The sequence below is a fragment of the Pseudomonas sp. CLCA07 genome, assembly GCF_053615335.1.
In genome coordinates this window covers 1,116,879-1,142,287 of the sequence record NZ_CM132131.1, presented here as the reverse complement: position 1 = coordinate 1,142,287, position 25,409 = coordinate 1,116,879, and the positions used below count along the sequence as shown (strand labels likewise).

Annotated in this window: 25 protein-coding genes, 1 tRNA gene and 1 pseudogene; 17 read left to right on the top strand and 10 right to left on the bottom strand. The window is 57.9% G+C overall.

Annotated features, from left to right (window positions below):
• Positions 1-69: 69 nt before the first annotated feature.
• Positions 70-861, bottom strand: coding sequence for a hypothetical protein (locus ACWGZX_RS05185; RefSeq protein ID WP_452627540.1), 792 nt, complete (start codon positions 859-861; stop codon positions 70-72).
• Positions 862-956: 95 nt separating this feature from the next.
• A pseudogene (locus ACWGZX_RS05180) lies at positions 957-1,956 on the bottom strand (alpha/beta hydrolase).
• An 84-nt stretch (positions 1,957-2,040) separates the two neighbouring features.
• Between ACWGZX_RS05180 and aroC the strand changes: the two are divergent.
• The 3 genes from aroC to ACWGZX_RS05165 all read left to right on the top strand — a co-directional run bounded on the left by aroC (position 2,041) and on the right by ACWGZX_RS05165 (position 4,976).
• A complete protein-coding gene (gene aroC / locus ACWGZX_RS05175) occupies positions 2,041-3,132 on the top strand; it encodes a chorismate synthase (RefSeq protein WP_452627539.1) in 1,092 nt (363 codons plus the stop codon).
• A gap of 28 nt (positions 3,133-3,160) precedes the next feature.
• Positions 3,161-4,312, top strand: coding sequence for an MFS transporter (locus tag ACWGZX_RS05170; RefSeq protein WP_223518702.1), 1,152 nt, complete (start codon positions 3,161-3,163; stop codon positions 4,310-4,312).
• A gap of 118 nt (positions 4,313-4,430) precedes the next feature.
• On the top strand, positions 4,431-4,976 hold the full coding sequence (locus ACWGZX_RS05165; protein WP_452627538.1) for a 1,2-dihydroxy-3-keto-5-methylthiopentene dioxygenase: 546 nt from the start codon (positions 4,431-4,433) through the stop codon (positions 4,974-4,976).
• Between the two features lie 165 nt (positions 4,977-5,141).
• Here ACWGZX_RS05165 and ACWGZX_RS05160 read toward each other — a convergent pair whose 3' ends face one another.
• A complete protein-coding gene (locus ACWGZX_RS05160) occupies positions 5,142-5,420 on the bottom strand; it encodes a DUF3509 domain-containing protein (RefSeq protein WP_223518706.1) in 279 nt (92 codons plus the stop codon).
• A gap of 341 nt (positions 5,421-5,761) precedes the next feature.
• On the opposite strand from ACWGZX_RS05160, the gene ACWGZX_RS05155 reads away from it, so the two are divergent.
• The 9 genes from ACWGZX_RS05155 to ACWGZX_RS05115 all read left to right on the top strand — a co-directional run bounded on the left by ACWGZX_RS05155 (position 5,762) and on the right by ACWGZX_RS05115 (position 13,702).
• On the top strand, positions 5,762-7,600 hold the full coding sequence (locus ACWGZX_RS05155) for a long-chain-acyl-CoA synthetase (RefSeq protein ID WP_452627537.1): 1,839 nt from the start codon (positions 5,762-5,764) through the stop codon (positions 7,598-7,600).
• 96 nt (positions 7,601-7,696) lie between these two features.
• Complete coding sequence (locus tag ACWGZX_RS05150; protein WP_223518709.1) at positions 7,697-8,215, top strand: ankyrin repeat domain-containing protein; 519 nt, start codon at positions 7,697-7,699, stop codon at positions 8,213-8,215.
• A 114-nt stretch (positions 8,216-8,329) separates the two neighbouring features.
• Entirely contained in the window at positions 8,330-8,860 is a 531-nt protein-coding gene (locus ACWGZX_RS05145; protein WP_452627536.1) for a hypothetical protein, read from the top strand.
• Positions 8,861-8,940: 80 nt separating this feature from the next.
• Positions 8,941-9,132, top strand: coding sequence for a PLDc N-terminal domain-containing protein (locus ACWGZX_RS05140; RefSeq protein ID WP_452627535.1), 192 nt, complete (start codon positions 8,941-8,943; stop codon positions 9,130-9,132).
• 210 nt (positions 9,133-9,342) lie between these two features.
• On the top strand, positions 9,343-9,576 hold the full coding sequence (locus ACWGZX_RS05135; RefSeq protein WP_223518716.1) for a hypothetical protein: 234 nt from the start codon (positions 9,343-9,345) through the stop codon (positions 9,574-9,576).
• Between the two features lie 213 nt (positions 9,577-9,789).
• Entirely contained in the window at positions 9,790-10,131 is a 342-nt protein-coding gene (locus ACWGZX_RS05130) for a ribonuclease E inhibitor RraB (RefSeq protein ID WP_223518717.1), read from the top strand.
• Positions 10,132-10,523: 392 nt separating this feature from the next.
• Positions 10,524-11,933, top strand: a complete 1,410-nt coding sequence (locus tag ACWGZX_RS05125) for a circularly permuted type 2 ATP-grasp protein (protein ID WP_452627534.1) — start codon at positions 10,524-10,526, stop codon at positions 11,931-11,933.
• A gap of 12 nt (positions 11,934-11,945) precedes the next feature.
• On the top strand, positions 11,946-12,896 hold the full coding sequence (locus ACWGZX_RS05120) for an alpha-E domain-containing protein (RefSeq protein ID WP_452627533.1): 951 nt from the start codon (positions 11,946-11,948) through the stop codon (positions 12,894-12,896).
• Positions 12,893-13,702 (top strand): transglutaminase family protein, encoded by an 810-nt coding sequence (locus ACWGZX_RS05115; protein WP_223518722.1) that lies wholly within the window; start codon positions 12,893-12,895, stop codon positions 13,700-13,702. The genes ACWGZX_RS05120 and ACWGZX_RS05115 overlap by 4 nt, the downstream gene beginning before the upstream one ends.
• Before the next feature lie 120 nt (positions 13,703-13,822).
• Here the strand turns inward: ACWGZX_RS05115 and ACWGZX_RS05110 are convergent, their stop codons facing one another.
• On the bottom strand, positions 13,823-14,644 hold the full coding sequence (locus ACWGZX_RS05110; protein ID WP_223518724.1) for a c-type cytochrome: 822 nt from the start codon (positions 14,642-14,644) through the stop codon (positions 13,823-13,825).
• 594 nt (positions 14,645-15,238) lie between these two features.
• On the opposite strand from ACWGZX_RS05110, the gene ACWGZX_RS05105 reads away from it, so the two are divergent.
• From ACWGZX_RS05105 to ACWGZX_RS05095, 3 genes are all read left to right on the top strand, one after another.
• On the top strand, positions 15,239-16,444 hold the full coding sequence (locus tag ACWGZX_RS05105; protein WP_027922518.1) for an acetyl-CoA C-acetyltransferase: 1,206 nt from the start codon (positions 15,239-15,241) through the stop codon (positions 16,442-16,444).
• Between the two features lie 27 nt (positions 16,445-16,471).
• On the top strand, positions 16,472-18,616 hold the full coding sequence (locus tag ACWGZX_RS05100; RefSeq protein WP_452627532.1) for a 3-hydroxyacyl-CoA dehydrogenase NAD-binding domain-containing protein: 2,145 nt from the start codon (positions 16,472-16,474) through the stop codon (positions 18,614-18,616).
• A 95-nt stretch (positions 18,617-18,711) separates the two neighbouring features.
• On the top strand, positions 18,712-19,434 hold the full coding sequence (locus ACWGZX_RS05095) for an amidotransferase (RefSeq protein ID WP_452627531.1): 723 nt from the start codon (positions 18,712-18,714) through the stop codon (positions 19,432-19,434).
• Between the two features lie 169 nt (positions 19,435-19,603).
• On the opposite strand, the gene ACWGZX_RS05090 is transcribed toward ACWGZX_RS05095, so the two are convergent.
• From ACWGZX_RS05090 to ACWGZX_RS05080, 3 genes are all read right to left on the bottom strand, one after another.
• Complete coding sequence (locus tag ACWGZX_RS05090) at positions 19,604-20,578, bottom strand: magnesium and cobalt transport protein CorA (RefSeq protein ID WP_452627530.1); 975 nt, start codon at positions 20,576-20,578, stop codon at positions 19,604-19,606.
• Between the two features lie 147 nt (positions 20,579-20,725).
• Complete coding sequence (locus ACWGZX_RS05085) at positions 20,726-21,448, bottom strand: lysophospholipid acyltransferase family protein (RefSeq protein ID WP_452627529.1); 723 nt, start codon at positions 21,446-21,448, stop codon at positions 20,726-20,728.
• A gap of 213 nt (positions 21,449-21,661) precedes the next feature.
• Positions 21,662-22,351 (bottom strand): crotonase/enoyl-CoA hydratase family protein, encoded by a 690-nt coding sequence (locus ACWGZX_RS05080; protein ID WP_222585383.1) that lies wholly within the window; start codon positions 22,349-22,351, stop codon positions 21,662-21,664.
• A gap of 65 nt (positions 22,352-22,416) precedes the next feature.
• Here ACWGZX_RS05080 and ACWGZX_RS05075 point away from each other — a divergent pair, with 65 nt between their 5' ends.
• On the top strand, positions 22,417-22,554 hold the full coding sequence (locus tag ACWGZX_RS05075; protein WP_452627528.1) for a hypothetical protein: 138 nt from the start codon (positions 22,417-22,419) through the stop codon (positions 22,552-22,554).
• 105 nt (positions 22,555-22,659) lie between these two features.
• A tRNA-Ser gene (locus tag ACWGZX_RS05070) sits at positions 22,660-22,749 on the top strand.
• 390 nt (positions 22,750-23,139) lie between these two features.
• Here the strand turns inward: ACWGZX_RS05070 and ACWGZX_RS05065 are convergent.
• From ACWGZX_RS05065 to ACWGZX_RS05055, 3 genes are all read right to left on the bottom strand, one after another.
• Positions 23,140-24,027, bottom strand: a complete 888-nt coding sequence (locus tag ACWGZX_RS05065) for an IS630 family transposase (RefSeq protein ID WP_452628968.1) — start codon at positions 24,025-24,027, stop codon at positions 23,140-23,142.
• 129 nt (positions 24,028-24,156) lie between these two features.
• A complete protein-coding gene (locus ACWGZX_RS05060; RefSeq protein WP_452627527.1) occupies positions 24,157-24,534 on the bottom strand; it encodes a hypothetical protein in 378 nt (125 codons plus the stop codon).
• A gap of 64 nt (positions 24,535-24,598) precedes the next feature.
• Positions 24,599-25,393 carry an SDR family NAD(P)-dependent oxidoreductase gene (locus ACWGZX_RS05055; protein WP_452627526.1) on the bottom strand — a complete coding sequence of 265 codons (795 nt, stop codon included), beginning with the start codon at positions 25,391-25,393 and terminating at the stop codon, positions 24,599-24,601.
• Positions 25,394-25,409: the final 16 nt, after the last annotated feature.

The window sequence follows — 25,409 nt, the reverse complement described above, 5'->3', positions numbered from 1 at the left end:
ATTTGAGCACGTCATAGAACCTGTGGGAGCGTGGCTTGCCCGCGATGGTCGCGCCTCGGTCTCAAACTTTTACCGATGCGTAGCAATCCAGATCAACAACCCCGCCTGAAACACCGCAAACGCCACCAGACACGTAATGGTAAAGCGCAGCCCGGCGTCTTCTCGCCTGTACTTGCTGACTTTTTCTTCGTGCGTCTGCAGCTTCACTTCCTGCTCGGCCAGGTTCTGTTCGGCCTGCTGAAGCATCTGTGCGGCTTCAAGAATTTCCACCTGCTGCAGCTTTTCAGTGTTCCAGTCGCCCGACAGGTCGCCGATCCGTACGGCTTCGACGCGGCCCTTCAAATGCTGGGCATCGGCATACACCACCTCAAAACCATGGGCCCCGAGAAAGTGATCGCGGCGTAGGCGAGTGTCTTCGTTCAGCGCATCTTTGTTGTTCAGGTCCATGCCGTCGACGGTGTAACCAGACCAACGCTTCTTCGCCCAAGTGATCCCTTGAGCGGCCATGTAGCGGCCGATGCCACGGTTCATCGGTTCAATCTGCAGGCCACTGTCGGGCCCGAAATGCACTCTTTTGGTGGTGTGATCGACCCACACGTCCAGATGATTCTGTTCTTTTCGCACACGCTGACCGGGCAGGGTGATGCTCATGCGCATCAGGCTTTGATCCGTGCTGTGGCGTTCGGCATAGCCGAATTCGACAAAGCGCAGCGGCCGCCCGCCGGTGTTGCGGTCGGTTTTCAGCGGCGCCAGACGAAGCATTTTGTGGTGCTCGACGTGGACATCCGCCCACGGCAGCTCAACCGCTGGCGGTGCGTCTTGTTCAGCGGTGGTGTCGGGTGAAGTCTGGGTATCAGTCATAACGGCGAGATCCTGTCCAAGCCCTGCTGCCAGCCAGTGCGCTGGCGACAAAGGCTTATCGGCCGTTTTTGACAGGACTGGAGGGCCAACAGCGCTTAACGGGTGCGAAGTCCGTCAATAAACCCGAGGATTCGTGTGCCAAGTTCGGCAGCCAGCGGCAATTGTGGATCTTTATAAGAGGCCAGTTGGCGTTTTACATCGTTGGGCACGATGCGCATGACGTGATTCATGCCTTCGATCAGCGCCAGTTCGGCGTCCGGTTTGGCGGCCTTCAGCAGCCTGGCGTCACCGACACCGACCTGAATGTCGTTGCTGCCCTGAATAATCAGCGCCGGCATCTTCAATCGGGCAAACGCCGCTGCCGGATCCTGGCGGAACAGCGAAATCAGGTACGGCTGCACACTCGGGCGGAATATCCCCTGCAATGGCGGTGGCACGTTGTCGTCGGTGTGGCCGGCCTTGAGGGTGTCGAGCAGCTCATTACTGCGCTGCATCAGCGCAGGCGGCAGGTGATTGCTCAACTGCTGACGCAACACCTGATCGACCGGTCGCGCGCTGCCGGACAGGGAAATGACCCCGGCGGCATCCACGCTCGGTGCCGCCAGAGTGGCAATCAGGGCGCCTTCGCTGTGGCCGAGCAAAATCAGTTGGCTAAAACGTGGATCGGATTTGAGCTTGCGCCCCCAGGCTTCGGCATCGGCCACATAGGCCTCAACCGACAGATTACGTTCGTCCGGGGTGGCGGCAAGGCTCGCCGCCACCCCGCGTTTGTCATAACGCACACTGGCGATGTTGTGTTTGGCCAGCACCCAGGCCAGCCGTTTCAGGCTGTCGTTGCGTCCGCCATCGGTGTTATTGCCGTCGCGATCCGTAGGACCGGAGCCGGATATGATCAGGACAACCGGCACAGGCGTGTCGGACTTGGGCAGCAGCAACGAGCCGAAAAGCTCACCGCTGCCGGTATCCAGGGTGACGGGGCGTTGCAGGACGGTGGCCTGCACAAAGCCGGTAAACAGGGTCAGGCTCAAGGCTAAAACTCGCAGCATCATCACGCCATCATTCACAAAGATGCCGTTTGGACTCACCGGCACCCATAAGGTTCGAGGATGAACTACTCGGGTAGCCTGCGTATACTGGCGCGCATTACGTATTCAGGTTCTATTTCACGGAGCGTCCTGCATGTCCGGCAATACCTACGGCAAGCTGTTCACTGTCACCACCGCGGGCGAAAGCCATGGTCCGGCGTTGGTCGCCATTGTCGACGGCTGCCCGCCAGGGCTGGAGATTTCCCTGGAGGATCTGCAGCGTGATCTGGACCGTCGCAAGCCCGGCACCAGCCGCCACACCACGCAACGCCAGGAAGACGACGAAGTCGAAATCCTCTCTGGCGTGTTCGAAGGTCGCACCACCGGTTGCCCCATTGGCCTGCTGATCCGCAACACCGACCAGAAGTCCAAGGACTACTCGGCGATCAAGGATCTGTTCCGCCCGGCCCACGCAGACTACACCTACCACCATAAATACGGTGAGCGCGATTACCGTGGCGGCGGTCGCAGCTCGGCCCGGGAAACCGCCATGCGCGTGGCTGCCGGGGCGATTGCGAAAAAGTACCTGGCGACGCAAGGCATCATCATTCGCGGCTACATGAGCCAGCTCGGCCCGATTGAAATCCCGTTCAAAACCTGGGATTCGGTGGAAGAAAACGCCTTCTTCAGCCCTGACCCAGACAAAGTCCCGGAGCTGGAAGCCTATATGGACCAGCTGCGTCGCGATCAGGATTCGGTCGGTGCGAAAATCACTGTGGTGGCTGAAGGTGTGATGCCAGGCCTGGGCGAGCCGATTTTCGATCGCCTCGACGCCGAACTGGCCCATGCGCTGATGAGCATCAACGCAGTGAAAGGCGTGGAAATCGGCGCCGGTTTCGCCAGCGTTGCCCAGCGCGGCACCGAACACCGCGATGAAATGACCCCGGAAGGTTTCCTCAGCAACAATTCCGGCGGCATTTTGGGCGGCATCTCGTCCGGTCAGCCGATCGTCGCGCACCTGGCGCTGAAGCCGACGTCGAGCATCACCACGCCGGGCCGCTCCATCGACATCCATGGCAACCCGGTGGAAGTCGTCACCAAGGGCCGCCACGACCCGTGCGTCGGCATTCGTGCCACGCCGATCGCTGAAGCGATGATGGCCATCGTGCTGATGGATCACTTGCTGCGTCACCGTGGGCAGAACGCCGATGTGCGCGTGAGCACCCCGGTGCTGGGTCAGCTTTAATGGCTGACCTGACAGCCGCTGCAGTCTGATGACGGCAGCGGCGCTCCCGTACTGGCGGCTCTCCAGTTTCTATCTGTTCTATTTCGCCTTGCTCGGATCGACGGCGCCATTTCTGGCGCTGTACTTCGATCACCTGGGCTTTTCCAGCGCGCGGATCGGCGAACTGGTGGCGATCCCGATGCTGATGCGCTGCGTCGCGCCGAACATCTGGGGCTGGTTGGGTGACTACACCGGCCGACGGCTGGCTATCGTGCGTTTCGGTGCGGTATGTACGCTGCTGACGTTCTCGCTGATTTTCGTCAGCAAGACCTACGCCTGGCTGGCAATGGTCATGGCGCTGCACGCGTTCTTCTGGCACGCGGTATTGCCGCAGTTCGAAGTCATCACCCTGGCGCACCTGAAAGGGCAGACCTCGCGTTACAGCCAGATCCGCTTGTGGGGTTCCATCGGTTTCATCATCACCGTGGTTTTGCTTGGCCGATTATTCGAATGGCTGAGCCTCGACATCTATCCGGTGGCATTGGTGTTGATCATGGCCGGTATCGTCGTCAGCAGCCTGTGGGTGCCCAATGCCCAACCGGCTCAGGGTGAGCGGCTGGCGGGTGACGGTTTTCTCAAACAATTGCGCAGCCCCGGCGTCCTGGCGTTTTATGGCTGCGTGGCGTTGATGCAAATGAGCCACGGGCCTTATTACACGTTTTTGACCTTGCACCTGGAACGTCTCGGCTATAGCCGAGGCGTGATCGGCATGCTCTGGGCCGTCGGCGTGGTCGCTGAAGTGTTGATGTTTCTGGCCATGACCCGAATCCTCACGCGGTTCTCGGTGCGCCGGGTGCTGTTGGCAAGTTTCCTGCTGGCCGCCCTGCGCTGGGTGCTACTCGGTTCGTTTGCCGAGTTTCTTTGGGTGTTGCTGTTCGCCCAAGTGCTGCATGCGGCCACCTTCGGCAGCTTTCACGCGGCTGCCATTCAGTTCGTGCAACGTAGCTTTGGCGCCCGTCAGCAGGGGCAGGGCCAGGCGCTATACGCGGCACTGGCCGGCACCGGCGGCGCTTTGGGCGCGTTGTATTCCGGCTACAGCTGGAATGCCCTCGGCGCCCCATTGACCTTTAGTATTGCAAGCGTCGCATCCCTGGCGGCAGCCGTTATCATTGCCACACGACTGCAAGAGGACAGGCCATGAGCCTTACCCGTGGACACCTCGTCCAGGGCAGATCGAGGCCTTTGAATTTTTTCGAGTGCGAGTTGAAGACGCGCGCGCTCTTTAACCGTAAAGCATGAACCGTTAAGGAGTTGCCCTGATGAGCAGCCTGTCCGTTTACCACGTCTCAAGCCCTGACTTGCCGAACAAGGTGCTGACCCATTTCGAAGACATCGCCTCGACCCTGGCCGAGCAGGGCGTGCGCTTCGACCGCTGGCAAGCGGCGGCGAAAATCCAGCCCGGTGCCACTCAGGAAGAAGTGATCGCCGCGTATCAGGCACAAATCGACCAACTGATGACCGAACGCGGTTACATCACCGTCGACGTTATCAGCGTGAACAGTGATCACCCGCAAAAAGCCGAACTGCGCGCCGAGCTCCTCGATGAACACTGTCATGGCGAAGACCTCGTCAGATTTTTCGTTGCAGGCCGTGGCTTGTTTACCTTGCACATCGACGATTACGTCTACGCGGTGCTCTGCGAAAAGAACGACCTGATCTCGATACCGGCCGGTACGCCGCATTGGTTTGACATGGGCGAGCATCCACACTTTGTGGCGATCCGCCTGTTCAATAACCCTGAAGGCTGGGTGGCCAACTTCACCGGCGAAGACATCGCCAGCCGCTTCCCGCGTCTTGAGGACTGACCGTTTCGCGCGGATCAATCCTTCAACTTTTTAAGAACAATGCACATAACCCTGTAGGAGCGAGCTTGCTCGCGAAAGCGGTGTATCAGTCAACATTAATCTCGACTGATACGCCCTCTTCGCGAGCAGGCTCGCTCCCACAGTGGTTTGTACTGTCCTGACGAATTACGCCGTGTGATAGGTCGGCAAAGCAAACCGTTGCTGGCTTTGCAACATGGAGATCTGCGGCAGTTCACTGGCCTGTTCCGCAAGGTCACGACGAATCGCACTGATCACCCACGACAACTGATCGCCAGCATGCAATTGCTGGTAGGAAATCGAACGCTTGAACACCCGGCCTTCGGTGCTGCGCAGGGTCAGCAGAATCCCGCCGTCAGGACGCGCTTGGGTGGTCACTTCGAAGTTGGAGAACAGGGACGAAAATTTTTCTTGGATCAGGTTCATGTCTATCAGCTCCGTGTGCACATGATTGGCAAGCATGGAGAGGTAGTTGCAGCGATTGTGCCAGTATTTTAAGTTTAAAAAATCTATATAAATCAATCAGTTAAACTTTTACCGGATTTTCGGTTTCGTGCAATCTGCATGAATGGCCATCGTGCATCCTGCATTTTGAAAGATCGTTGCTGTTTCGATGGAGCCAATTGGCAGGTCGAGGTTCATCGTTCGTTAGTCCGGGCTGCGGATACAAAACATTGCAAAAACCGCGTGTACAGCTCAAGAACCGCTGACGTATTTTCGAGCTCGAAGAACGCCGCCCGACAATAAAAAAATCAGCGGGAACACGCATGAAACGCACGCCGAACGACACGATTACCTGGGGCATGATGCTCCGCAAGCTGCCGACGATTGCCAAAGCCATTCCCCGCGTGGTGAAAGGCCTGAAAGTCGCCAACATCAAGGATCCGACCCAACCGTGTGGCCTGGGCTGGTGTTTCGAGCAGGCGACGTTGCGCAATCCCGATGGCCCCGCGTTACTGCAGGGCGACGTGGCACTGACGTATACGCAGGTCAATCAATGGGCCAACCGCATCGCTCATCATCTGATTGCCCAAGGCATCGGCAAGGGTGACGTGGTCGCGGTCTTCATCGAAAACCGTCCGGAGTTGCTGGTGACGATTCTGGCGGTGGCCAAGGTCGGCGCGATTAGCGCGTTGCTCAATACTTCGCAGACCCGCGATACCCTCCTGCACAGCCTGAACCTGGTGGCGCCCTTGGCGATCATTGTCGGCGGCGAATTGGTCCCGGCGTTTTCGCAGGTCCGCGAACGGGTGTCCATTGCCCCGGCGCGAACCTGGTATGTCGCCGATCAAGCCACCTACAACCATCCGGGCATTGCGCCCGACGGTTTCGTCAACCTGATGGCGGCCAGTGCCGATGCAGCCGACGACAACCCTGCCAGCAGCCAGCAGGTTTTTTTCGACGATCCTTGTTTCTATATCTATACCTCGGGCACCACCGGGCTGCCCAAGGCCGGCGTCTTCAAGCACGGGCGCTGGATGCGCAGCTCTGCCAGTTTCGGCCTGATCGCCCTAGACATGCAGCCGCACGACATCCTCTATTGCACCTTGCCGCTGTATCACGCCACCGGGCTCTGCGTGTGCTGGGGTTCGGCCATCAGCGGCGCCTCGGGGTTCGCCATCCGCCGCAAGTTCAGTGCCAGCCAGTTCTGGAGTGACGTACGCAAATATCAAGCGACCACCCTCGGCTATGTGGGCGAACTGTGCCGCTATCTGGTGGATCAACCACCCAGTGCCGAGGACAGCCAACACGGCGTGACCAAGATGATCGGCAACGGTTTGCGTCCTGGCGCGTGGAACGCCTTCAAGACCCGTTTTGGCGTTAAGCATATTTGCGAGCTGTATGCGGCCAGCGACGGCAACATCGGCTTCACCAACATTCTCAATTTTGACCACACCATCGGTTTCTCGCTGATGGCCTGGGAATTGGTGACCTACGATCATGACAGCGGCCAACCGATTCGCAATGCCAAGGGTTTCATGAACAAAGTGGCCAAAGGCACGCAGGGTCTGTTGTTGGCGAGAATCGACGACAAAGCTCCGCTGGACGGCTACACCGATCCGCAAAAAACCGAAAAAGTCGTGCTGCATGACGTGTTCAAGAAGGGCGACCGTTACTTCAACACCGGTGACCTGCTGCGCAACATTGGTTTCGGCCATGCACAATTCGTCGACCGATTGGGTGACACCTACCGCTGGAAAGGCGAAAACGTCTCGACCACGGAAGTCGAAAACATCCTGCTGCAATATCCGCAGATTGCGGAAGCCGTGGCGTATGGCGTGGAGATCCGAAACACCAACGGGCGCGCCGGCATGGCTGCGATTACCCCGGCCGAATCCCTGGCCACCCTGGACTTCAGCGAATTGCTGGATTTCGCTCGTCAGCAAATGCCTGCCTATGCGGTGCCGCTGTTCCTGCGGGTAAAAGTGAAAATGGAGACCACCGGGACGTTCAAATACCAGAAGACCCGGCTCAAGGACGAAGCCTTCGACCCCGACAAAACCGGTGATGACCCGATCTACGCCTGGCTACCTGGCACCCAGACTTATGTGCAGGTAACCGAGCAGGTGCTGGCGGATATTCACGGCGGCAAGTACCGCTATTGAATGTAGCTATGGTTACCCTTGAGAAAAAACAAGTGACAGCATGGGGGCTGCTCGGGAAACTGTCGGCTTTGCGAATAACCCAACGTGGAGCCCCCGATGTCAGACCAAAGCCGCCAGATGACCCCCGAAGAAGCCGCTGAATTTGCCGAACAGGTCTTCAACAAAGCGCGCGAGGGTGATGCGGCCATGATGGCTGCGCTGCTGACCAAAGGCCTGCCGCCTAATCTGCGCAACCACAAAGGCGACACCTTGCTGATGCTGGCCGCCTACCATGGCCATGTGGATACCGTAAAAGTCCTGCTTGAACACAAGGCCGACCCGGAAATTCGCAATGACAACGGCCAAAGCCCGATTGCCGGTGCCGCGTTCAAGGGCGACCTGGCAGTGGTCAAGGCACTGGTAGACGGCGGGGCGCAAGTGGAGGGTTCATCGTTTGATGGCCGAACCGCGTTGATGATGGCGGCGATGTTCAACCGCGTCGAAATCGTCGACTACCTGATCAGCAAAGGTGCCGATCCAAAAGCCAAGGACGCCAATGGCGTGTCGGCACTCGATGCCGCGAAAACCCTCGGCGCCACCGACACCATCGCTCAGTTGGAAAAACTGCTCGGCTGATCCTTTGTGGTGGGGTACCAAACCCCTCACCACAGGTCTCACCCTGCTCGGTAACTTCATCCGAATGCGCTATCCTTCGCGCCCTCAAAAATCATTCGCTACAGGATCCACCTCATGAAAGCCGCACTCGTCGAACTCCTCAGCAAAATCAGCTCCGGGTGCATGGGCGATGACGAAATCCTCAAGGTCGCTGACGAAGCGGCTCAGGCTTACGCCGATCCTCAAGCTTTTCTGACGGCCAACCCGGATATCAACTACGACGACACGTTCCCGATCGCCTTGGGTGAATGGGTGGTTGTCGGCAGTCTGCCGGAGACGGTGCTGTTCCAGGCCGACACGTACATGGACCTGTTCGCCCGCATCGTCGCTTCGTTCGGCCCCGGTGTTGATTTCAATATCAAACCCAAGCAACTGGCCAAAACCGAAGCCCTGACCGCGCTCAACCGCATTCAGGTGCAAATGGGCAGCATGAACAAGGAAAACGGCGGCTACACGCTGATAAACTTCAGCCAGTTGCTCGACGACGAACTGCAAGTGGTGCTGGTCTTCGGCAACGACGTGCCACGGGTGCTTGAACTGTGCGCCGAGGTCGGCATTGCCGCTGCGCCATCCCTGGAAGCCTTGAAAGTGGCGATCCATATCTGACGTTAATCCAGTAAAAAATCGGAACCCTGGCATTGGGCGGCTATCCTAAGAGTGCAAAATCACTCTTAGGGAGCGTCACCATGGGTTCTACGTTCAACAGCCTGATTGCCTTGATCATTTTCGTGCTGGATATCTGGGCCATCATCAATGTGTTTAAAAGTGGCGCCACCACCGGGATGAAAGTCCTCTGGGTGCTGTTGATCGCGTGCTTGCCGGTGCTGGGGCTGATCATCTGGGCCATCACCGGGCCGCGGGCTGACGTACGGATCTGACTCATTCCCTGTAGGAGCCGAGCTTGCTCGCGAAAGCGGTGTATCAGTCAATACACATGTCGACTGATACACCGCTTTCGTGAGCAAGCTCGGCTCCTACATGAGGCATGTATTTTTCAGGCTCCAATCCCGTAATCCGTTGAACGAACAGTCCGCGAAAAAGTCCAGATGCATGTAAGCCCATTTATGGGCTTTATCGAGGAGGCACTGATGCAAAAGTGGAAAATCACTTTCGTGGATGATCACGGTGAAACAGTCGATGAAGTCTTTGAGTGCGACGAGTGCCCGGATAATGAGCATGCCGCCAAACTCATCAAGGCCCGACTGCTTCCTGTCGCCGCCGTACTGGATCTGAATGATCTGGAAGGGCGAACTCCCGATGCGACTGTCAAAAGTCTTAAAGCCCAGAACAGCATACAAATCCTCGGCATCACGCCAATCTGAACATCTCCTGTCACATTCTCATCCAGTCCTTGGCAGCGGCTCTCTCTTGAGGCTACTCTGCAATCGAGATCAGCGAATGGATCGCTAAGGTCTGGTCTTGTCAGCTACATGCTTGCTTCCCACCGGCAACGAGGTTGCCGCATCGCTCGCACCACTCGGTTGCGCGTGCCGGGAATACGGAAAGTCTATCCATCAATATGAGGGGGACGTTTCATGAGCACAGCCTATCAAGAAGACATCAGCAGCTCGGTGCTGCGCCGCATGAAAGAAGGCGGTTTCGACTTTTCAAGATTCCATCCCATTGAGTTCTACGCCATTTTTCCCGACGAGGAGCGGGCCCGCAGAGCAGCTGGTCATTACCGTGGTGAGTCCTTGAATGCGCAAATCAGTGTGCGCGACGACGGCGCATGGGCGCTCGAACTGAGTAAAGTCATGTACGCCACATACGATGACATCGGCGATTTCGAGCAATGTTTTGAGGCCGTGGTCGAGCCTCTGGGCGGCATCATTGAAGGATGGGGCGTCAAGCAGGAGGTACGAGGGCTACTCGCATAATCTTATGAACAGTGACACGCACTAACGGCTGGCCTTCGGGTTGGCCGTTTTAGTTTATGGGGCGGCAAAATCCTTCCGGCAAAACCCTGAAACAAGAATCCGGTGCAAAAAAACCGCCTGAGCAGGCGGCTAAAGGGAAGTTCTGACTGTTTTCCAGCGAATGCGCGGATTATCCGCACGGACGGGCGGGCAGTGAAATCAACTCTGACTATGCTGGTGATAGGCGACAACGTCGCCTTGCAATGAAGCGGGGGCAATCAAGTTGGGGCGTTTGCTGCACGGGATTGGTGCGGTATTAACGGTGTTGATTTCCAACTGATTGATATCAAAGCGTTTATGCCGATGGCACGGGCCTTGCGAAGCCTAGGTGTCCGGGTGACAAGGAGTACGGCATGATCCGCACCTATTTTGATGAAATGTACGATGCCGGCGGCCAGGTCCGCCCGCATTATCGGGAGTTTGCCCGTTGGCTGGCCGAAACGCCTGACGAGCTTTTGGCACAACGGCGACGCGAGGCCGATCTGTTGTTTCATCGCGCCGGGATTACTTTTACGCTCTATGGGGACGAGCAGGGGACAGAGCGCCTGATTCCCTTCGATACAATCCCTCGCAGCATCCCTGCCAGTGAATGGCGGGTCGTCGAGCGCGGCTGCATTCAGCGGGTCAAGGCATTGAACATGTTCCTTGCCGACCTCTATCACGAGCAGCGCATCATCAAGGCGGGCATCATTCCTGCCGAGCAAGTGCTGGCCAACGAGCAATACCAGTTGGCGATGCAAGGGCTGAATCTGCATCGGGATATCTATTCGCACATCTCTGGTGTCGATCTGGTACGCGACGGCGACGGCACGTACTACGTGCTCGAAGACAACCTGCGTACACCCAGCGGTGTGAGCTACATGCTTGAAGATCGCAAGATGATGATGCGGCTGTTTCCCGAACTGTTCGCGGCGCAACGCATTGCCCCCATCGATCACTATCCGAATTTGCTCCTGGATACCCTGAAAAGCTCCAGCCCGATCGACAATCCGAGCGTGGTGGTGCTAACGCCGGGTCGCTTCAACAGCGCGTTTTTCGAGCATGCCTTTTTGGCCCGGGAGATGGGCGTTGAACTGGTGGAAGGCGCGGACCTGTTTGTGCGCGATGACAAGGTGTTCATGCGCACCACAGACGGGCCGAAAGCCGTCGATGTGATCTACCGTCGCCTCGACGATGCATTCCTCGACCCGCTGGCGTTCAATCCGGATTCGATGCTGGGCGTTCCGGGCCTGCTGTCATCGTACCGCTCCGGCAATGTGGTGCTGGCGAATGCCATCGGTACCGGAGTCGCGGACGACAAGTCGGTGTATCCGTTTGTCACCGACATGATCCGTTTCTACCTCGACGAAGAACCGATCCTGAAAAACGTGCCGACGTTCCAGTGCCGCAATTCATCTGAACTGTCCCACGTGTTGGCCAATCTTCCCGATCTGGTGGTCAAGGAAACCCAGGGCTCCGGCGGTTACGGAATGCTGGTCGGGCCGGCGGCGACGGCGGCGGAAATCGAGTCGTTTCGCGCGCGGATCAAAGCCAAGCCGCACGCGTACATCGCGCAACCGACGTTGTCCCTGTCGACCTGTCCGACCTTTGTCGAAAACGGCATCGCCCCACGCCACATCGACTTGCGTCCGTTTGTATTGTCTGGCCGCGAAACCCGGGTTGTGCCCGGCGGTTTGACCCGTGTCGCCTTGCGTGAAGGCTCTCTGGTGGTGAATTCCTCCCAGGGTGGCGGAACCAAGGACACCTGGGTGGTCGAGGATTGAAGGAAGCTTGCCATGCTAAGTAGAACTGCCTCGGATTTGTATTGGATGTCGCGTTACCTGGAGCGAGCGGAAAACCTCGCACGGATGCTCGACATCAGTTATTCGCTGTCGCTGATGCCACAGGATGGTCGCGGTGACGGGCTGCACGAACTCGCCATGCCGCTGCTGATCACCGGCACCCTGGATGATTACCTGGAGCGTCACGGCGAGTTGCATGCCGAACGGCTGCTGCACTTTTTCGCCCTGGACGCGGCCAACCCGGCGAGCATCTACAGCTGCCTCGGCGCCGCTCGGGCGAGCGCCCATGCGGTGCGTGGGCGAATCACCGCCGACATGTGGGAAAACATCAACGCCACCTGGCTGGAGATTCGCGGGATCGCCGAACAGGGTTTGAGCCGCTACGGAATGAGCCGTTTTTGCGAATGGATCAAGGAACGTTCCCACCTGTTTCGGGGCGCATCCTACGGCACCATCATGCGTAACGATGCGTTCCGCTTCATTCGTCTGGGAACATTTATCGAACGGGCTGACAACACGCTGCGCCTGCTCGACGCTCGCTACGAAATGGCCGGCGATCAAGCTGAATCCGTCAGTGACAGTACGGCGCATGCCTATTATCAGTGGAGCGCATTGCTCCGTGCGCTGTCGTCGTTCGAGGCGTACACCGAGATCTACCGCGACGCCCCCGGTGCCCGGCATGTGGCTGAGTTGCTGTTGCTGCGGGCCGATGTGCCGCGCTCCCTGCGCGCCTGCACCGAGGAAATCGACCAGATCCTCGCCAGTTTGCCGGGGGCCAACGGCCGTCCGGCACAACGCCTGGCCGCTGAGATAGACGCGCGCCTGCGCTACACCGGCATCAACGAAATTCTCGACGAAGGCCTGCACGCCTGGCTGACCGAGTTCATCCCGCTGGTGCGCCAGTTGGGCAACGCCATTCACAGTTCTTACCTGGAGGCTGCATGAGACTTTCCATTAGCCACGAAACCACCTATCACTATGAAGATCAGGTGCGGGCGAGCATCCAGTACCTGCGACTGACACCCCACGACAGCGAGCGTCAGCACGTGCTCAGCTGGCAGCTCGACCTGCCGCGCCCGGTACGCGCGCAACTCGATCCGTTCGGCAACATATTGCACGTGCTGACCATGGACGAGCCGCATGAGGCGATCATCATCGGCGCCCGTGGTCAGGTCGATATCGACGAACTGCGCGAAGCCGAGCATGAAAGCCAGTCGGCGCTGCCGTTCCTGCGTTTCACGCGCCTGACCGAGCCCGACGAAGCGTTGCGAGCGTTCGCGCAAAAGGAATGCAAAACACGTCGGGATCGCACCGCGCTGATCGACTTGATGCATGGCCTTAACCAGCACATGACCTACACGCCCGGCGCAACCGAAGTCGACACCAGCGCGGCTCAGGCCTTCGCCGGGCGTTCAGGCGTCTGTCAGGACCACACCCATGCCTTTCTCGCCTGCGCGCGCAGCCTGGGCATTCCGTCGCGTTATGTGTCGGGTTATCTGTACAGCGAGAACAGCGAACACCTGGCCAGTCACGCCTGGGCGGAAGCCTGGCTCGATGACGCCTGGTACAGTTTTGACGTGACCAATGAACTGGCCCGACCGGAGCGTCACTTGAAACTGGCCGTGGGCCTGGATTACCTGGATGCCTGCCCGGTACGCGGAATGCGCCGGGGCGGCGGCTGCGAGCAGATGCATGCGAAGGTGTTTGTGTCGCCAACGCCGATGCCGGTTATCTCTGTCCAACAGCAATAATCTGCCGCACCACAAAAACCTGTGGGAGCGAGCCTGCTCGCGATAGCGGTCTTCCAGTCAGCAAACCTGTGACTGACACACCGCCATCGCGAGCAGGCTCGCTCCGACATGGATTCAGGGTCAGGGCTTAACCTTGCGCCCGGCCATATGCTTCAAATACCCCACCAGCATTTCCAGATCCCGCTCCGGTAACACCTGCGCGGTAAACCCCGGCATCTTCGCCTGCGGCCACTGGCGCAAGCTTTGCGGATCACGGATATACCGCTTCAGGAAGTCCGCCCCAAAATACTCGGTCGGGTTATACGGAATATTCAGATCCGGCCCGAATTGCGCATCTCCGGCGCCGTTCAGTCGATGGCACGCCAGGCAGTTCTTCTGAAACAGCGCAAAACCTAGATTGACCGGATCGTCCGCTTTAAAGGCCGGATCCGGCAGCAGGGCAGGGAAGCGTTCGGCCACCGGCGCCATGCGCTTGATGCTGGCGACCTGGTACGGCCATTGCTCGGGGCTGATATTGCCTGTTTGAGGATTCGTCCAGACCAGATAAAACGGCCCGGCACTCGGCTTGCCTTCAGACAACGCTGGCCACGGTTTGGCCGGGTCTTCAATCGCCAACCATGCCTGCGCACCTTGGGTGTTGAGCAACGGTGCAGCGGCCAGTTCGGCGGCAAATCCGTCCAGCGCCACGGCTTGTAGATGGTCAGCAGGCTTGATGCCGGTCAACAACGCCGCCAGCGGCACCGCTTGATAGCTCATGTCTCGTTTGTAGGAAACGTCGTCGGCAATGCGCAGGGTCTGGAGTTGCGGGTGCTTGAGCAGTTCCTCGGTCTGCCAGGTGCGACTGCTCGCGCCCAGCTCCAGGTTCAGCTGTGCGGCAAACAGAGGCGTGCTGAGCAGCAAGGCCCCGATCAGAGTGAGCGTTTTCAATAGATCGCCATCCATGTCGTGAAGGTGCCACAAAGGTTGGCACACCCACGCTGGCTCGGGTAGCGAGCCAGTCACATTTTTAAAATGACGATATAAATACCTGACGCCGTATTTTTTCCCGACTAGCCAATCACCTTGGTCAGATTCGGCAAAATCAACAACAGCGTGGTAGCGAAAAGAATGAGCCCGGCTTGACGTACTTTCGAATGTTTGAACATGGCTTGACCGCCTTTTTTGTTATTTCCTGATGCCTGCCTGCATATCTCCATGACGGCAGAGCGTTGCACTTCCTGTCAGACGAGCGCCTCGGCAAAACCCGACGACAACTTCGTACACTTCACCTTAGAGCCCGCGTCACCCGTGGTTTAGATCCATTTCGTATAGAGCTGCCGCTAAAAGCTCTAAAAATGATATGAGGCCTATTGCCAGCTTCTTGGGCGCCCTTTTACTAGACAGCTCCGTGTCCTGAATCGGTTAATCCTATTGCTCACTACCGTCCGTCTGAGCGTGTCCGTCAACGTCTGTGAGCGCTGCGGTCATTGAATCCGCGGCCGCTCGGCATAAGAGTGAGTGCTCAGTATTTACTCACCGCCCAGGTTCGAGGACGTCATGACCCAAGCTTTGATATTCGATGCGTTACGCACGCCCCGCGGCAAAGGCAAGGCCGATGGCGCCTTGCACAGCGTCAAACCGGTCAATCTGGTGGCCGGGCTGCTCACTGCGTTGCAACAGCGCACTTCGCTCGATACCAGCCAGGTCGATGATGTCGTGCTCGGTTGCGTGACGCCGATTGGTGATCAAGGCTCCGATATCGCCAAGACCGCGACCCAGGTGGCGGATTGGGATGTCAGCGTTTCGGGCGTGCAGATCAACCGCTTTTGCGCTTCGGGCCTTGAGGCGGTGAACCTCGGCGCGATGAAGGTGCGCTCCGGTTTCGAAGATCTGGTGGTGGTCGGCGGTGTCGAGTCGATGTCCCGCGTGCCAATGGGCAGTGACGGCGGGGCCTGGGCGCTGGACCCGGAGACTAACCTGCACAGTCATTTCACCCCGCAAGGCGTGGGCGCTGACCTGATCGCCACTCTTGAAGGTTTCAGCCGCCAGGACGTCGATGCCTACGCGCTGCACTCGCAACAGAAAGCAGCGCGGGCGCGGGCGAACGGTTCGTTCAACAAGTCACTGGTGCCGGTGCAGGATCAGAACGGCATCATCTTGCTCGATCACGATGAGTTCATTCGCGCCGACTCCACCCTGGAAGGCTTGGGCAAGCTCAAACCGAGCTTCGAGATGATGGGGCAGATGGGCTTCGATGCCACGGCGTTGCGCGTCTACAGCCATGTCGAACGGATTAATCACGTTCACACGCCGGGCAACAGTTCCGGGATCGTCGATGGCGCCGCGCTGATGCTGATCGGTTCCGAAGCCAAGGGGCGGGCGCTGGGCTTGCAGCCACGGGCGCGGATCGTCGCCACGGCGGTCACCAGCACCGACCCGACCATCATGCTCACCGGCCCCGCGCCGGCCACCCGTAAAGCTCTGGCCAAGGCCGGCCTGCGGGTCGAAGACATCGACCTGTTTGAAGTCAATGAAGCGTTTGCTTCGGTGGTGCTCAAATTCATCAAGGACATGGCCATCGACCCGGACAAGGTCAACGTAAACGGCGGCTCCATCGCCATGGGCCACCCGCTGGGCGCCACGGGGTGCGCGATTCTCGGCACGCTGCTCGATGAGCTGGAAACCCGACGCCTTCGCTATGGCCTCGCGACGCTGTGTGTCGGCGGCGGCATGGGCATTGCCACCATCATCGAACGCCTCTGAGCCCCCGACTTTCAAGGAAACATGTTCATGACTGAAGCCATTCGTTACGAAAAAGGTCAGGACCAGATCGTCGTCCTGACCATCGACATGCCAGGCCAGAGCGCCAACACCATGAACGCGGTCTACCGCGAAGCCATGGCCGCCTGCGTGGCCCGTCTGGTCGCTGAAAAAGACAGCATTGCCGGGGTCATCATCACTTCGGCGAAGAAGACGTTCTTCGCCGGCGGCGACCTCAATGAACTGATCAAAGTCGGCAAACCCGAAGCCAAAGCGTTCTACGACATGGTGCTGACGCTCAAAGGCCAATTGCGCACCCTGGAAACCCTCGGAAAACCGGTGGTGGCCGCGATTAACGGCGCAGCATTGGGCGGCGGCTGGGAAATCTGTCTGGCGTGCCATCACCGCGTGGCGCTGGACAATCCGTCCGTGCAACTCGGCCTGCCGGAAGTCACCCTCGGCCTGTTGCCGGGTGGCGGCGGGGTCGTGCGCATGGTGCGGATGCTGGGCATTGAGAAATCCTTGCCGTACCTGCTCGAAGGCAAAAAAGTCCGACCGCAACAGGCGTTGCAGGCCGGATTGATCGACGAGTTGGCGAAAGATCCTGGCGAACTGCTGAGCAAGGCACGGGCCTGGATTCTGGCCAACCCAACGGCGATTCAGCGCTGGGACGTGAAGGGTTATCAGATCCCGGGCGGTACACCGTCCAGCCCGAAAGTCGCGCAAATGCTTGCCATCGCGCCGTCGATCCTGCGCAGCAAAACCCAAGGCTGCATGCCCGCGCCGGAGAAAATTCTCTGCGCGGCGGTTGAAGGTGCTCAGGTGGATTTCGATACCGCGCACCTGATTGAAACCCGTTACTTCACCGAATTGACCACCGGCCAAATCTCGAAAAACCTGATCGGCACGTTCTGGTTCCAGCTCAACGAGATCAATGCCGGTGGGTCACGGCCGCAAGGTTTTGCCCCTTACGTGACGCAAAAAGTCGGGGTGCTCGGCGCCGGGATGATGGGCGCGGGCATCGCGTTTGTCAGCGCATCGGCGGGCATCGAGGTGGTGCTCAAGGACATCACCCTGGCGGCAGCAGAGAAGGGCAAGGCCCATTCGGCAGCGCTGCTGGACAAGAAAGTCGCGCGCGGCCAAATGATTGCGCAGCAGCGTGAGGCGATCCTGGCGCGGATCCGCACCACCGAAAGCGATGCGGACCTGGCCGGTTGCGACTTGATTATCGAGGCAGTATTCGAAGACCGTGAACTCAAAGCCAAAGTCTCATCGGCCGCGCAAAAAGTCGTCGGCCCGGATGCCGTGATCGCCTCTAACACCTCGACCTTGCCGATCAGCGGCCTGGCCACTGCGGTGCCGGATCAGACCAAGTTCATCGGCCTGCATTTCTTCAGTCCTGTGGAAAAAATGCCGTTGGTGGAAATCATCAAAGGCGCCCACACCAGCGACGAAACCCTGGCTCGCGGGTTCGATTTCGTCCTGCAAATCAAGAAAACCCCGATTGTGGTCAACGACAGTCGCGGTTTCTTTACTTCACGGGTGTTCGGCACCTTCACCAACGAAGGCATCGCCATGCTCGGCGAAGGTGTCAGCGCGCCGATGATCGAAACCGAAGCACGAAAGGCTGGCATGCCCATCGGGCCTCTGGCGATCTCTGACGAAGTTTCCCTCAGCCTCATGAGCCATATCCGCCAGCAAACGGCCAAAGACCTGCAAGCAGAAGGGAAACCGCTGATTGAACACCCGGCGTTTGCTGTGATTGACTTGCTGCTCAACGAATACAAACGGCCCGGTAAAGCGGCAGGAGGCGGTTTCTATGAATACCCGGCCGCCGGCCAGAAACATTTATGGCCGAAGCTGAAAAGCCGCTTCGAGAAGCCTGACGGGCAGATTTCGCCAAAGGATGTGCGTGATCGCCTGCTGTTCGTGCAAGCCATCGAGACCGTGCGCTGTGTGGAGGAGGGCGTGTTGATGTCGACGGCAGACGCCAACGTCGGCTCGATCTTCGGTATCGGTTTTGCGGCCTGGACCGGCGGTGCGTTGCAATTCATTAATCAATACGGCGTGCAAGACTTCGTCGCCCGCGCCCAATACCTGGCGGCGCAGTATGGCGAGCGCTTCAATCCGCCGGCCTTGTTGCTGGAAAAAGCCGCTAAAGGGGAGGCGTTTTAAGGGACCGGTGACGCCTCGCGGGGCTTGCCTTGGAACGGTGTTTCGAGGCAGGCTCTGGGGTGTGCATTATTCCCATCACGCGTCAGGTATTTTTTATGTCGTTACGCATCTGCATTCTGGAAACCGACCACCTGCGTCCGGAATTGGTCGACCAATATCAGGGCTACGGGCAGATGTTCAAACACCTGTTTTCGCAGCAGCCTATCGCCGCCGAGTTCACCGTCTACAACGTGGTGCAGGGCGAATACCCAAGCGACGACCTGACGTTCGACGCCTACCTGGTGACGGGCAGCAAGGCCGATTCCTTTGGCACCGACCCGTGGATCGAAACCCTAAAAACTTACCTGCTGACCCGCTACGAGCGCGGCGACAAACTGCTGGGCGTGTGTTTCGGCCATCAGTTGCTGGCGCTGTTGCTGGGCGGCAAAAGCGAACGTGCAACCCAAGGCTGGGGCGTCGGCACCCATAGCTACAAACTCGCCGCCAAGGCGCCGTGGATGAGCCCGGTCAGGGAAGAGTTGACCTTGTTGATCAGCCACCAGGATCAGGTGACCTCGCTACCGGAAAACGCCACGGTCATCGCTTCCAGCGATTTCTGCCCGTTCGCCGCTTACCACATCAACGATCAGGTGCTGTGCTTCCAGGGGCATCCGGAGTTCATTCACGATTATTCGCGCGCGCTGTTGGATATCCGTCAACAAGCGTTGGGCGAGCAAATCTACTCCAAAGGCGTGGCCAGCCTTGAGCATGAGCATCATGGCGCTACCGTTGCGGAGTGGATGATGCGGTTTGTGGCGCACAAGTCAGAAACGGTTTAACGGGCTGACACGAAACCTGTGGCGAGGGAGCTTGTGTGGTGAGGGGGCTTGCCCCCGTTGGGGTGCGAAGCACCCCCCCTGCATTTTTTCTGACAAAACGGGTCGCCTGAATTGCGCCTGCTGCGCAGCCTAACGGGGGCAAGCCCCCTCGCCACAGGTAAGCAAGCCGTTACAACCACCCCGACTTCTTGAAACTCGCCCACAACCCTGTGCATCCCACTGCAATAAACCCCAGCACCCCAAAGTACCCGTATTGCCACGCCAGCTCCGGCATGTTCTGGAAGTTCATCCCGTAAATCCCGGCCACCGCCGTCGGAAATGCCAAAATCGCTGCCCACGCCGCAAACTTGCGCTGCACCACGCTCTGGCGTGAAGCTTCCAGCAGCACTCCAATCTCAATCGTCTGGCTGGCAATGTCTGCCAGGGTTGTCAGGTCTTCCATCTGCCGCGTCACGTGAATCTGCACATCACGGAAGTACGGGCGCATGGTCTTGTCGATGAACGGGAAGCTCAGCTTCTGCAGCTCCTCACCGATCTCCACCATCGGCGCCGCATAACGACGCAGGCGCAATACGTCCCGGCGCAGGCCGTGAAGTTTCTGGATGTCACGTTCATTCAGCGCACCACACAACAACACGCTGCGTTCCAGTTCATCGATTTCGGCATGGATCGCTTCGCCCATCGGCTGGTAGTTTTCAATCACGAAATCGAGGAGGGCATAGAGGACGAAGTCTTCCCCGTGCTCAAGTAACAGGGGACGCGCCTCACAACGCTGTCTGACATAGGCGTAGGACGCCGAGTGGCCGTTGCGTGCGGTAATGATGTAACCGTTGCCGGCAAAGATATGAGTCTCGATGAACTCCAGTTTGCCTTCGTTACGAATCGGCGAATACGTGACGATAAACAGTGCATCACCGAACGTTTCGAGCTTCGGTCGGCTGTGCTTTTCCAGGGCATCTTCAATGGCCAGTTCATGCAGGTTGAACTGGCGTTGCAGGTTGGCCAGTTCCTGGGCATTCGGTTCTTCGAGGCCGATCCAGACAAAGTGACCAGGTTTTGCAGCCCAGGCAGCGCCTTCGTCGAGAGTGATATTGGTGACTCTCTTACCGGCGCTGTAAACCGCAGCAGCAACAACTCTACCCATGATTCAGGTTCACTTCTTATTAGCAGATGGCAGTGGCAGGCAATCTTCAGCTTAGCCTTGTCTGCTGCTTGAGAGTGAGCGAACTCTGCAGAGTTCGAAGGGAAAAGCTCGCAGGCAAAAGAAAACCCGCACCAGGCGGGTTTGTTTTTACGCGGATTGCAGTTGCCGATCCATCGAAGCGATGCACTCGCGCATCTGCTCGCGGCATTGATCCATCAGCATGGGCATGTCGTCCTGGCTCAATCCCGCTGTCGGTATCGCCGGCAACGAGCGAATCAGAATTTTCCCACTGCGCCAGCGGTTCAAACGCATGTGTTTGACGTAACTGCTGACACACACCGGCACGATCGGCACACCGGCAGCGATCGCCATCTGGAACGCGCCTTTCTTGAACGGCAGCAACTCTTCGCCAAGGTTGCGCGTGCCTTCCGGGAAGACCCAGATCGAAGTGTCTTCATGCTGCAAGGTGCGCGTGGTGGTCAGCATCGACTGGCGCGCCTTTTGCGCATTGCCGCGGTCGATCAACACGTTACCGGCCAGCCAGAACAGTTGCCCGAACAGCGGCACCCACTTAAGGCTTTTCTTGCCAATGCACACGGTGCGGCGGGGCACCACGTTGCCGAACACAAACAAGTCGTAGTTGGACTGGTGATTAGCGACGATGACGCAGCTGTCAGGCTTGTTCATCAATGGCGCGACATCGGTCTTCACCCGTAAACGCAAAATACACATCGCCGGCCACGCGTACAGGCGTGCGCACAAACGGCTGTTGTCCGGGTTGAACGGGCGACACAGGCCCAGAATCACCCCAAGCACACCGGCCAGAACAAAGTGCAGGCCCATCAAGAACATACGAAACACAAACAGCATTTGCAGGCCCCACCGGGACAAAAGGTGGCGCAGTGTACGGATGTGCACTGTTTTCGGCAATTGCCGCTAAAGGGGGGGGGGAAGGCGATGTTTGTGAGCATGTTTCTGACTTGTTGGTCAGATGCGGCCTAGAGCGGTTGCAGACTTTTCAACGCAGCGCGCAAGAAAAAGCCCGACACGACGGTCGGGCTTTTCGGTGCAGCAAGTTTAGGCTTAACCCATATGCTCCTGGTCCAGGATGATCGCGTTGTCCAGCGTCTCCAGCAACGCCTTGCGTACTTTCAGCTTGGTGTTCTTGTGCGCGGTCATGTTGATCTTCTTCAACTGACGAGCCGCCGCCAGCGCTGCACCTTGCAACTCTTCGGCCGACACCACCACGTCGAGGAAACCGGCATCCACGGCGCTCTGCGGGTTAAACATCTCACCATTGATCACGGATCGGTGGAACGCCGACTTGCGCAGACGATCACGTGCGATCTCGATACCGGCGTGGTGCATGGTCATGCCGATCTGCACTTCGTTCAGACCAATGCTGAACGGCCCATCGACACCAATGCGGTAATCCGCCGACAACAGCAGGAACGCACCCTTGGCCACGGCATGCCCAGGGCACGCCACGATCACTGGGAACGGGTGCGACAGCAGGCGACGGGCCAGGGTCGAACCGGCAGTGACCAACGCCACCGCTTCTTTAGGGCCGGACGTCATCACCTTCAAGTCATAACCACCCGACAGAATCCCCGGCGTACCGGTAATGATCACCACCGCACGATCAGTCACCGCCTGATCCAGCGCAGCGTTAAACGCAGCAATCACGTCGGGCGAGATGGCATTGACCTTGCCATTGCTCAAGGTCAGGGTCGCGATACCGTCTTCGAGATGGTAGGAAATCAACTCACTCATGACGCTATTCCTTGTATGAAAGTTGAGGCAGACGTTACCCACCGCGGCACGTCAGGTAAAGCGCTGTGACTGACCCGCCAGTCACCCTTTCCCCGCCGGACAAGCGTGGCCCGCCACACCCGCCGCGCATTCCCCTCTATATAGAAGAGGGCGCGAAGCCGGAGATTGGCAGGTTTGCCATGGGCAGCAACCCACCGGAATGACTAAAACGCTAAGCGCATGAAAATTCTGCAAAAAAAGTTTGCCATCGGAAAAGGTTTCGACTACATTAGCGCGCCTCGACAGACAGAACTTGTTTGACGAGATACGGTGAAGTGTCCGAGTGGCTTAAGGAGCACGCCTGGAAAGTGTGTATACAAGAAATTGTATCGAGAGTTCGAATCTCTCCTTCACCGCCACATTCTGCAAACACAAACCCCTGATTTTCCTAGAGAAAGTCGGGGGTTTGTGGTTTTTGGCGTCTGAAAAATGGCCATATGGGACCGATATGGGACTGAAGCGGCTTTTCTATCGAGAGTCGTGCGTCCGTAAAGCTCTCAGAAGGCGTCTGCTGCCACCTCCTTGCGCTTAGTCGAACCAGTCGAGCTTTTCCTGCTGATCAGTTCGGTGTTCGAAGGACCAGAAATTGGACCAGCACTATCACCCAATAAATGAAGGTACTGGCACCCAAAAACATCAGAATTCGCGCGATATTGATTTTCAGGGGGGACGTATATCGGAACCATGAGAGTCTGACGTTTTGCGCGGTGCATTCTGAGCAACGGACCACAAGGAGGGCCGGTAAGCGGTTAATCCATTAATTTGTTTTTTATCACGCTCGGCTTCGCTTTATGCACCGAACTAATGATGGATTCAGCCGTTTTATTCCACTTGAACGGCTTAGCCGAGTGTTCATTGTGAGCCTCGATAAATTGACGGATAGCCGCCTTCAGGTCGGCAACGCTGGTAAAGGCGCCGCGGTACAGCGCTCGTCTTTCCAGTTGTGCAAACCAGCCTTCCACGGCGTTCAGCCAAGACGCGATGGTCGGTGTGAAGTGCAATTTGAAACGCGGATGCTTTTCCAGCCACTGCGTCCGACACTCAACTTGACTTGGGCGTAGCGGCAGCATCGGTTGGGTGCGATCCAACGCATGGATCCGGGTTTTCTCGTCAACCGACAACACCAGGGCGTTATCCGGTGGGTTCAGATAGAGCCCGACCACGTCGACGACCTTGTCGGCGGAATGAGGATCGTGGCTGATTTTGAAGGTCTTCAGACGATGGGGTTTGAGGTCGGAAGCGGCCCAGACCTGGCGAACCAGCCATGTGGTGACCCGCGCATACTTGGCCATCAAACGAACGCTCCAGTGAGTGGCTTCCTGCGGGACACGCCGGGTGGTCAGTGTCAGGATTTCGGTGATTTTATCGGGCCCCAATTTGAGTGGCTGGCCGCTACGCGGCAGATCGCTCAACCCTTCGATCCCCGCCTCCAGATAACGTTTTCGCCATTTGAATACCGTCGGCGGCGTGACCTGCAACTGCTCGCTGACGGCCTTGGGCGTCAATCCATCAGCCAGTAGAAGCAGGATGCACGCTCGCTGGGCGAGGCTCTGTTCCAGCGTACTCATACGCAACCAACCTTGCAGGGCGATGAGATCAGAAGGCGTTAAAGCGAAGGGGGAAGTCGGTCGGGCCATGCGCATAGTCAATCCATGACATTGGACGCACAGTACATCGTTACCGGTAGACAAATGAATTAACCGCTCAGTCTACCAGGTGCTTTGTCGGTGAGCTTGCTGGTTCATTTCACAGCGTATGGATTGCACTTAATGCTCAGCACGCTGGTAATAACGCCAGAAGAGTAGTGAGTAGACGATGTCACCTGATGCCACCACCGGCAATGGCCAAGGTATGCTGCCAGCCAGCCAGTGGCCATAAACCACGACCACAAACAGTACTTTCAGGATCACCCCGAGCAGGATATAGGGACGATACTGCAGCGGATCGCGAGCGATCATCCAATAGGCCCAGCCGAATATGATAACCAGGCACGTGGTGAGTTGAATGAAGAGGGTTGAGGTGGGGGTAATTTGCAGCCCCAACAGCGCAGCTACGGGTCGCATAGCTACTAGTAATGGAAGACCCGCGAGTACGTTGAAACAAGCGGCAGAAATAAAAAGCTTGCGGGTATAACTGTCGGTCATGGGATTGTTCCTGAGAGGTGGTGACGCCTCGCACCATGCAGAGACATCTTGTAACTTTTGGGTCTCAGCCAAGCAGCTTGAGTAATGCCGGATAGCTATTGGGGAACAGCCTGCTTACCCAGAACAAGGTGCTCGACTTGTTCCCTGTGATAATGCGTTTGGTTCCGTTGCGGAGCCCCTTGATGATGTCACCGGCACAATCTGACGCTGGCGTCAGTAGCATTTTTTCTGCCATTGCCGTGAACCTTTCTTCTGTTTTACCAGCGGCTTTACAACGTCGTCCGGCCTTTTCAATATTGGTTTTGATTCCGCCAGGGTGCACACACACGGCGCGTACACCGCTACCCTCAAGTTCCGACCATAGGGCTTCGGTCAGACCACGTACGGCGAACTTCGACATGTTGTAAGCGCTTTGCATCGGGAAACCCACCAGGCCAAATACGCTGGAAATGTTGACGATGCAGCCTTCTCGCTGGGCCTGCATCATCGGCAGGAACGCTTTGGTACCGTACAACACGCCCCACATGTTGATACCGAGTTGCCACTCGTACTCATCGATGGAGGTGTTGGCAACTGTCCCGATGATTGCGGCACCTGCGTTATTGATGACGAAGTGCGCCGTGCCAAAATCTCGCTTCACCTCGTCAGCATGAGCCTGGAAGGCGTCCCAGGACGATACGTCCAGGATGTAACCTTTCGCTTTGCTGGCGTCAGGCAATAGCGTCATGGTTTTGTCGAGGCCAACTTGGTTGATGTCCGACAGTGCGACATGTGCGCCAGCTTCCACTAGTTGGATAGCCAACTCCCGCCCAATGCCTGATCCTGCGCCAGTGATGACGACTACTTTGTTTTGGAACATGTTTTTTATCCTTCTT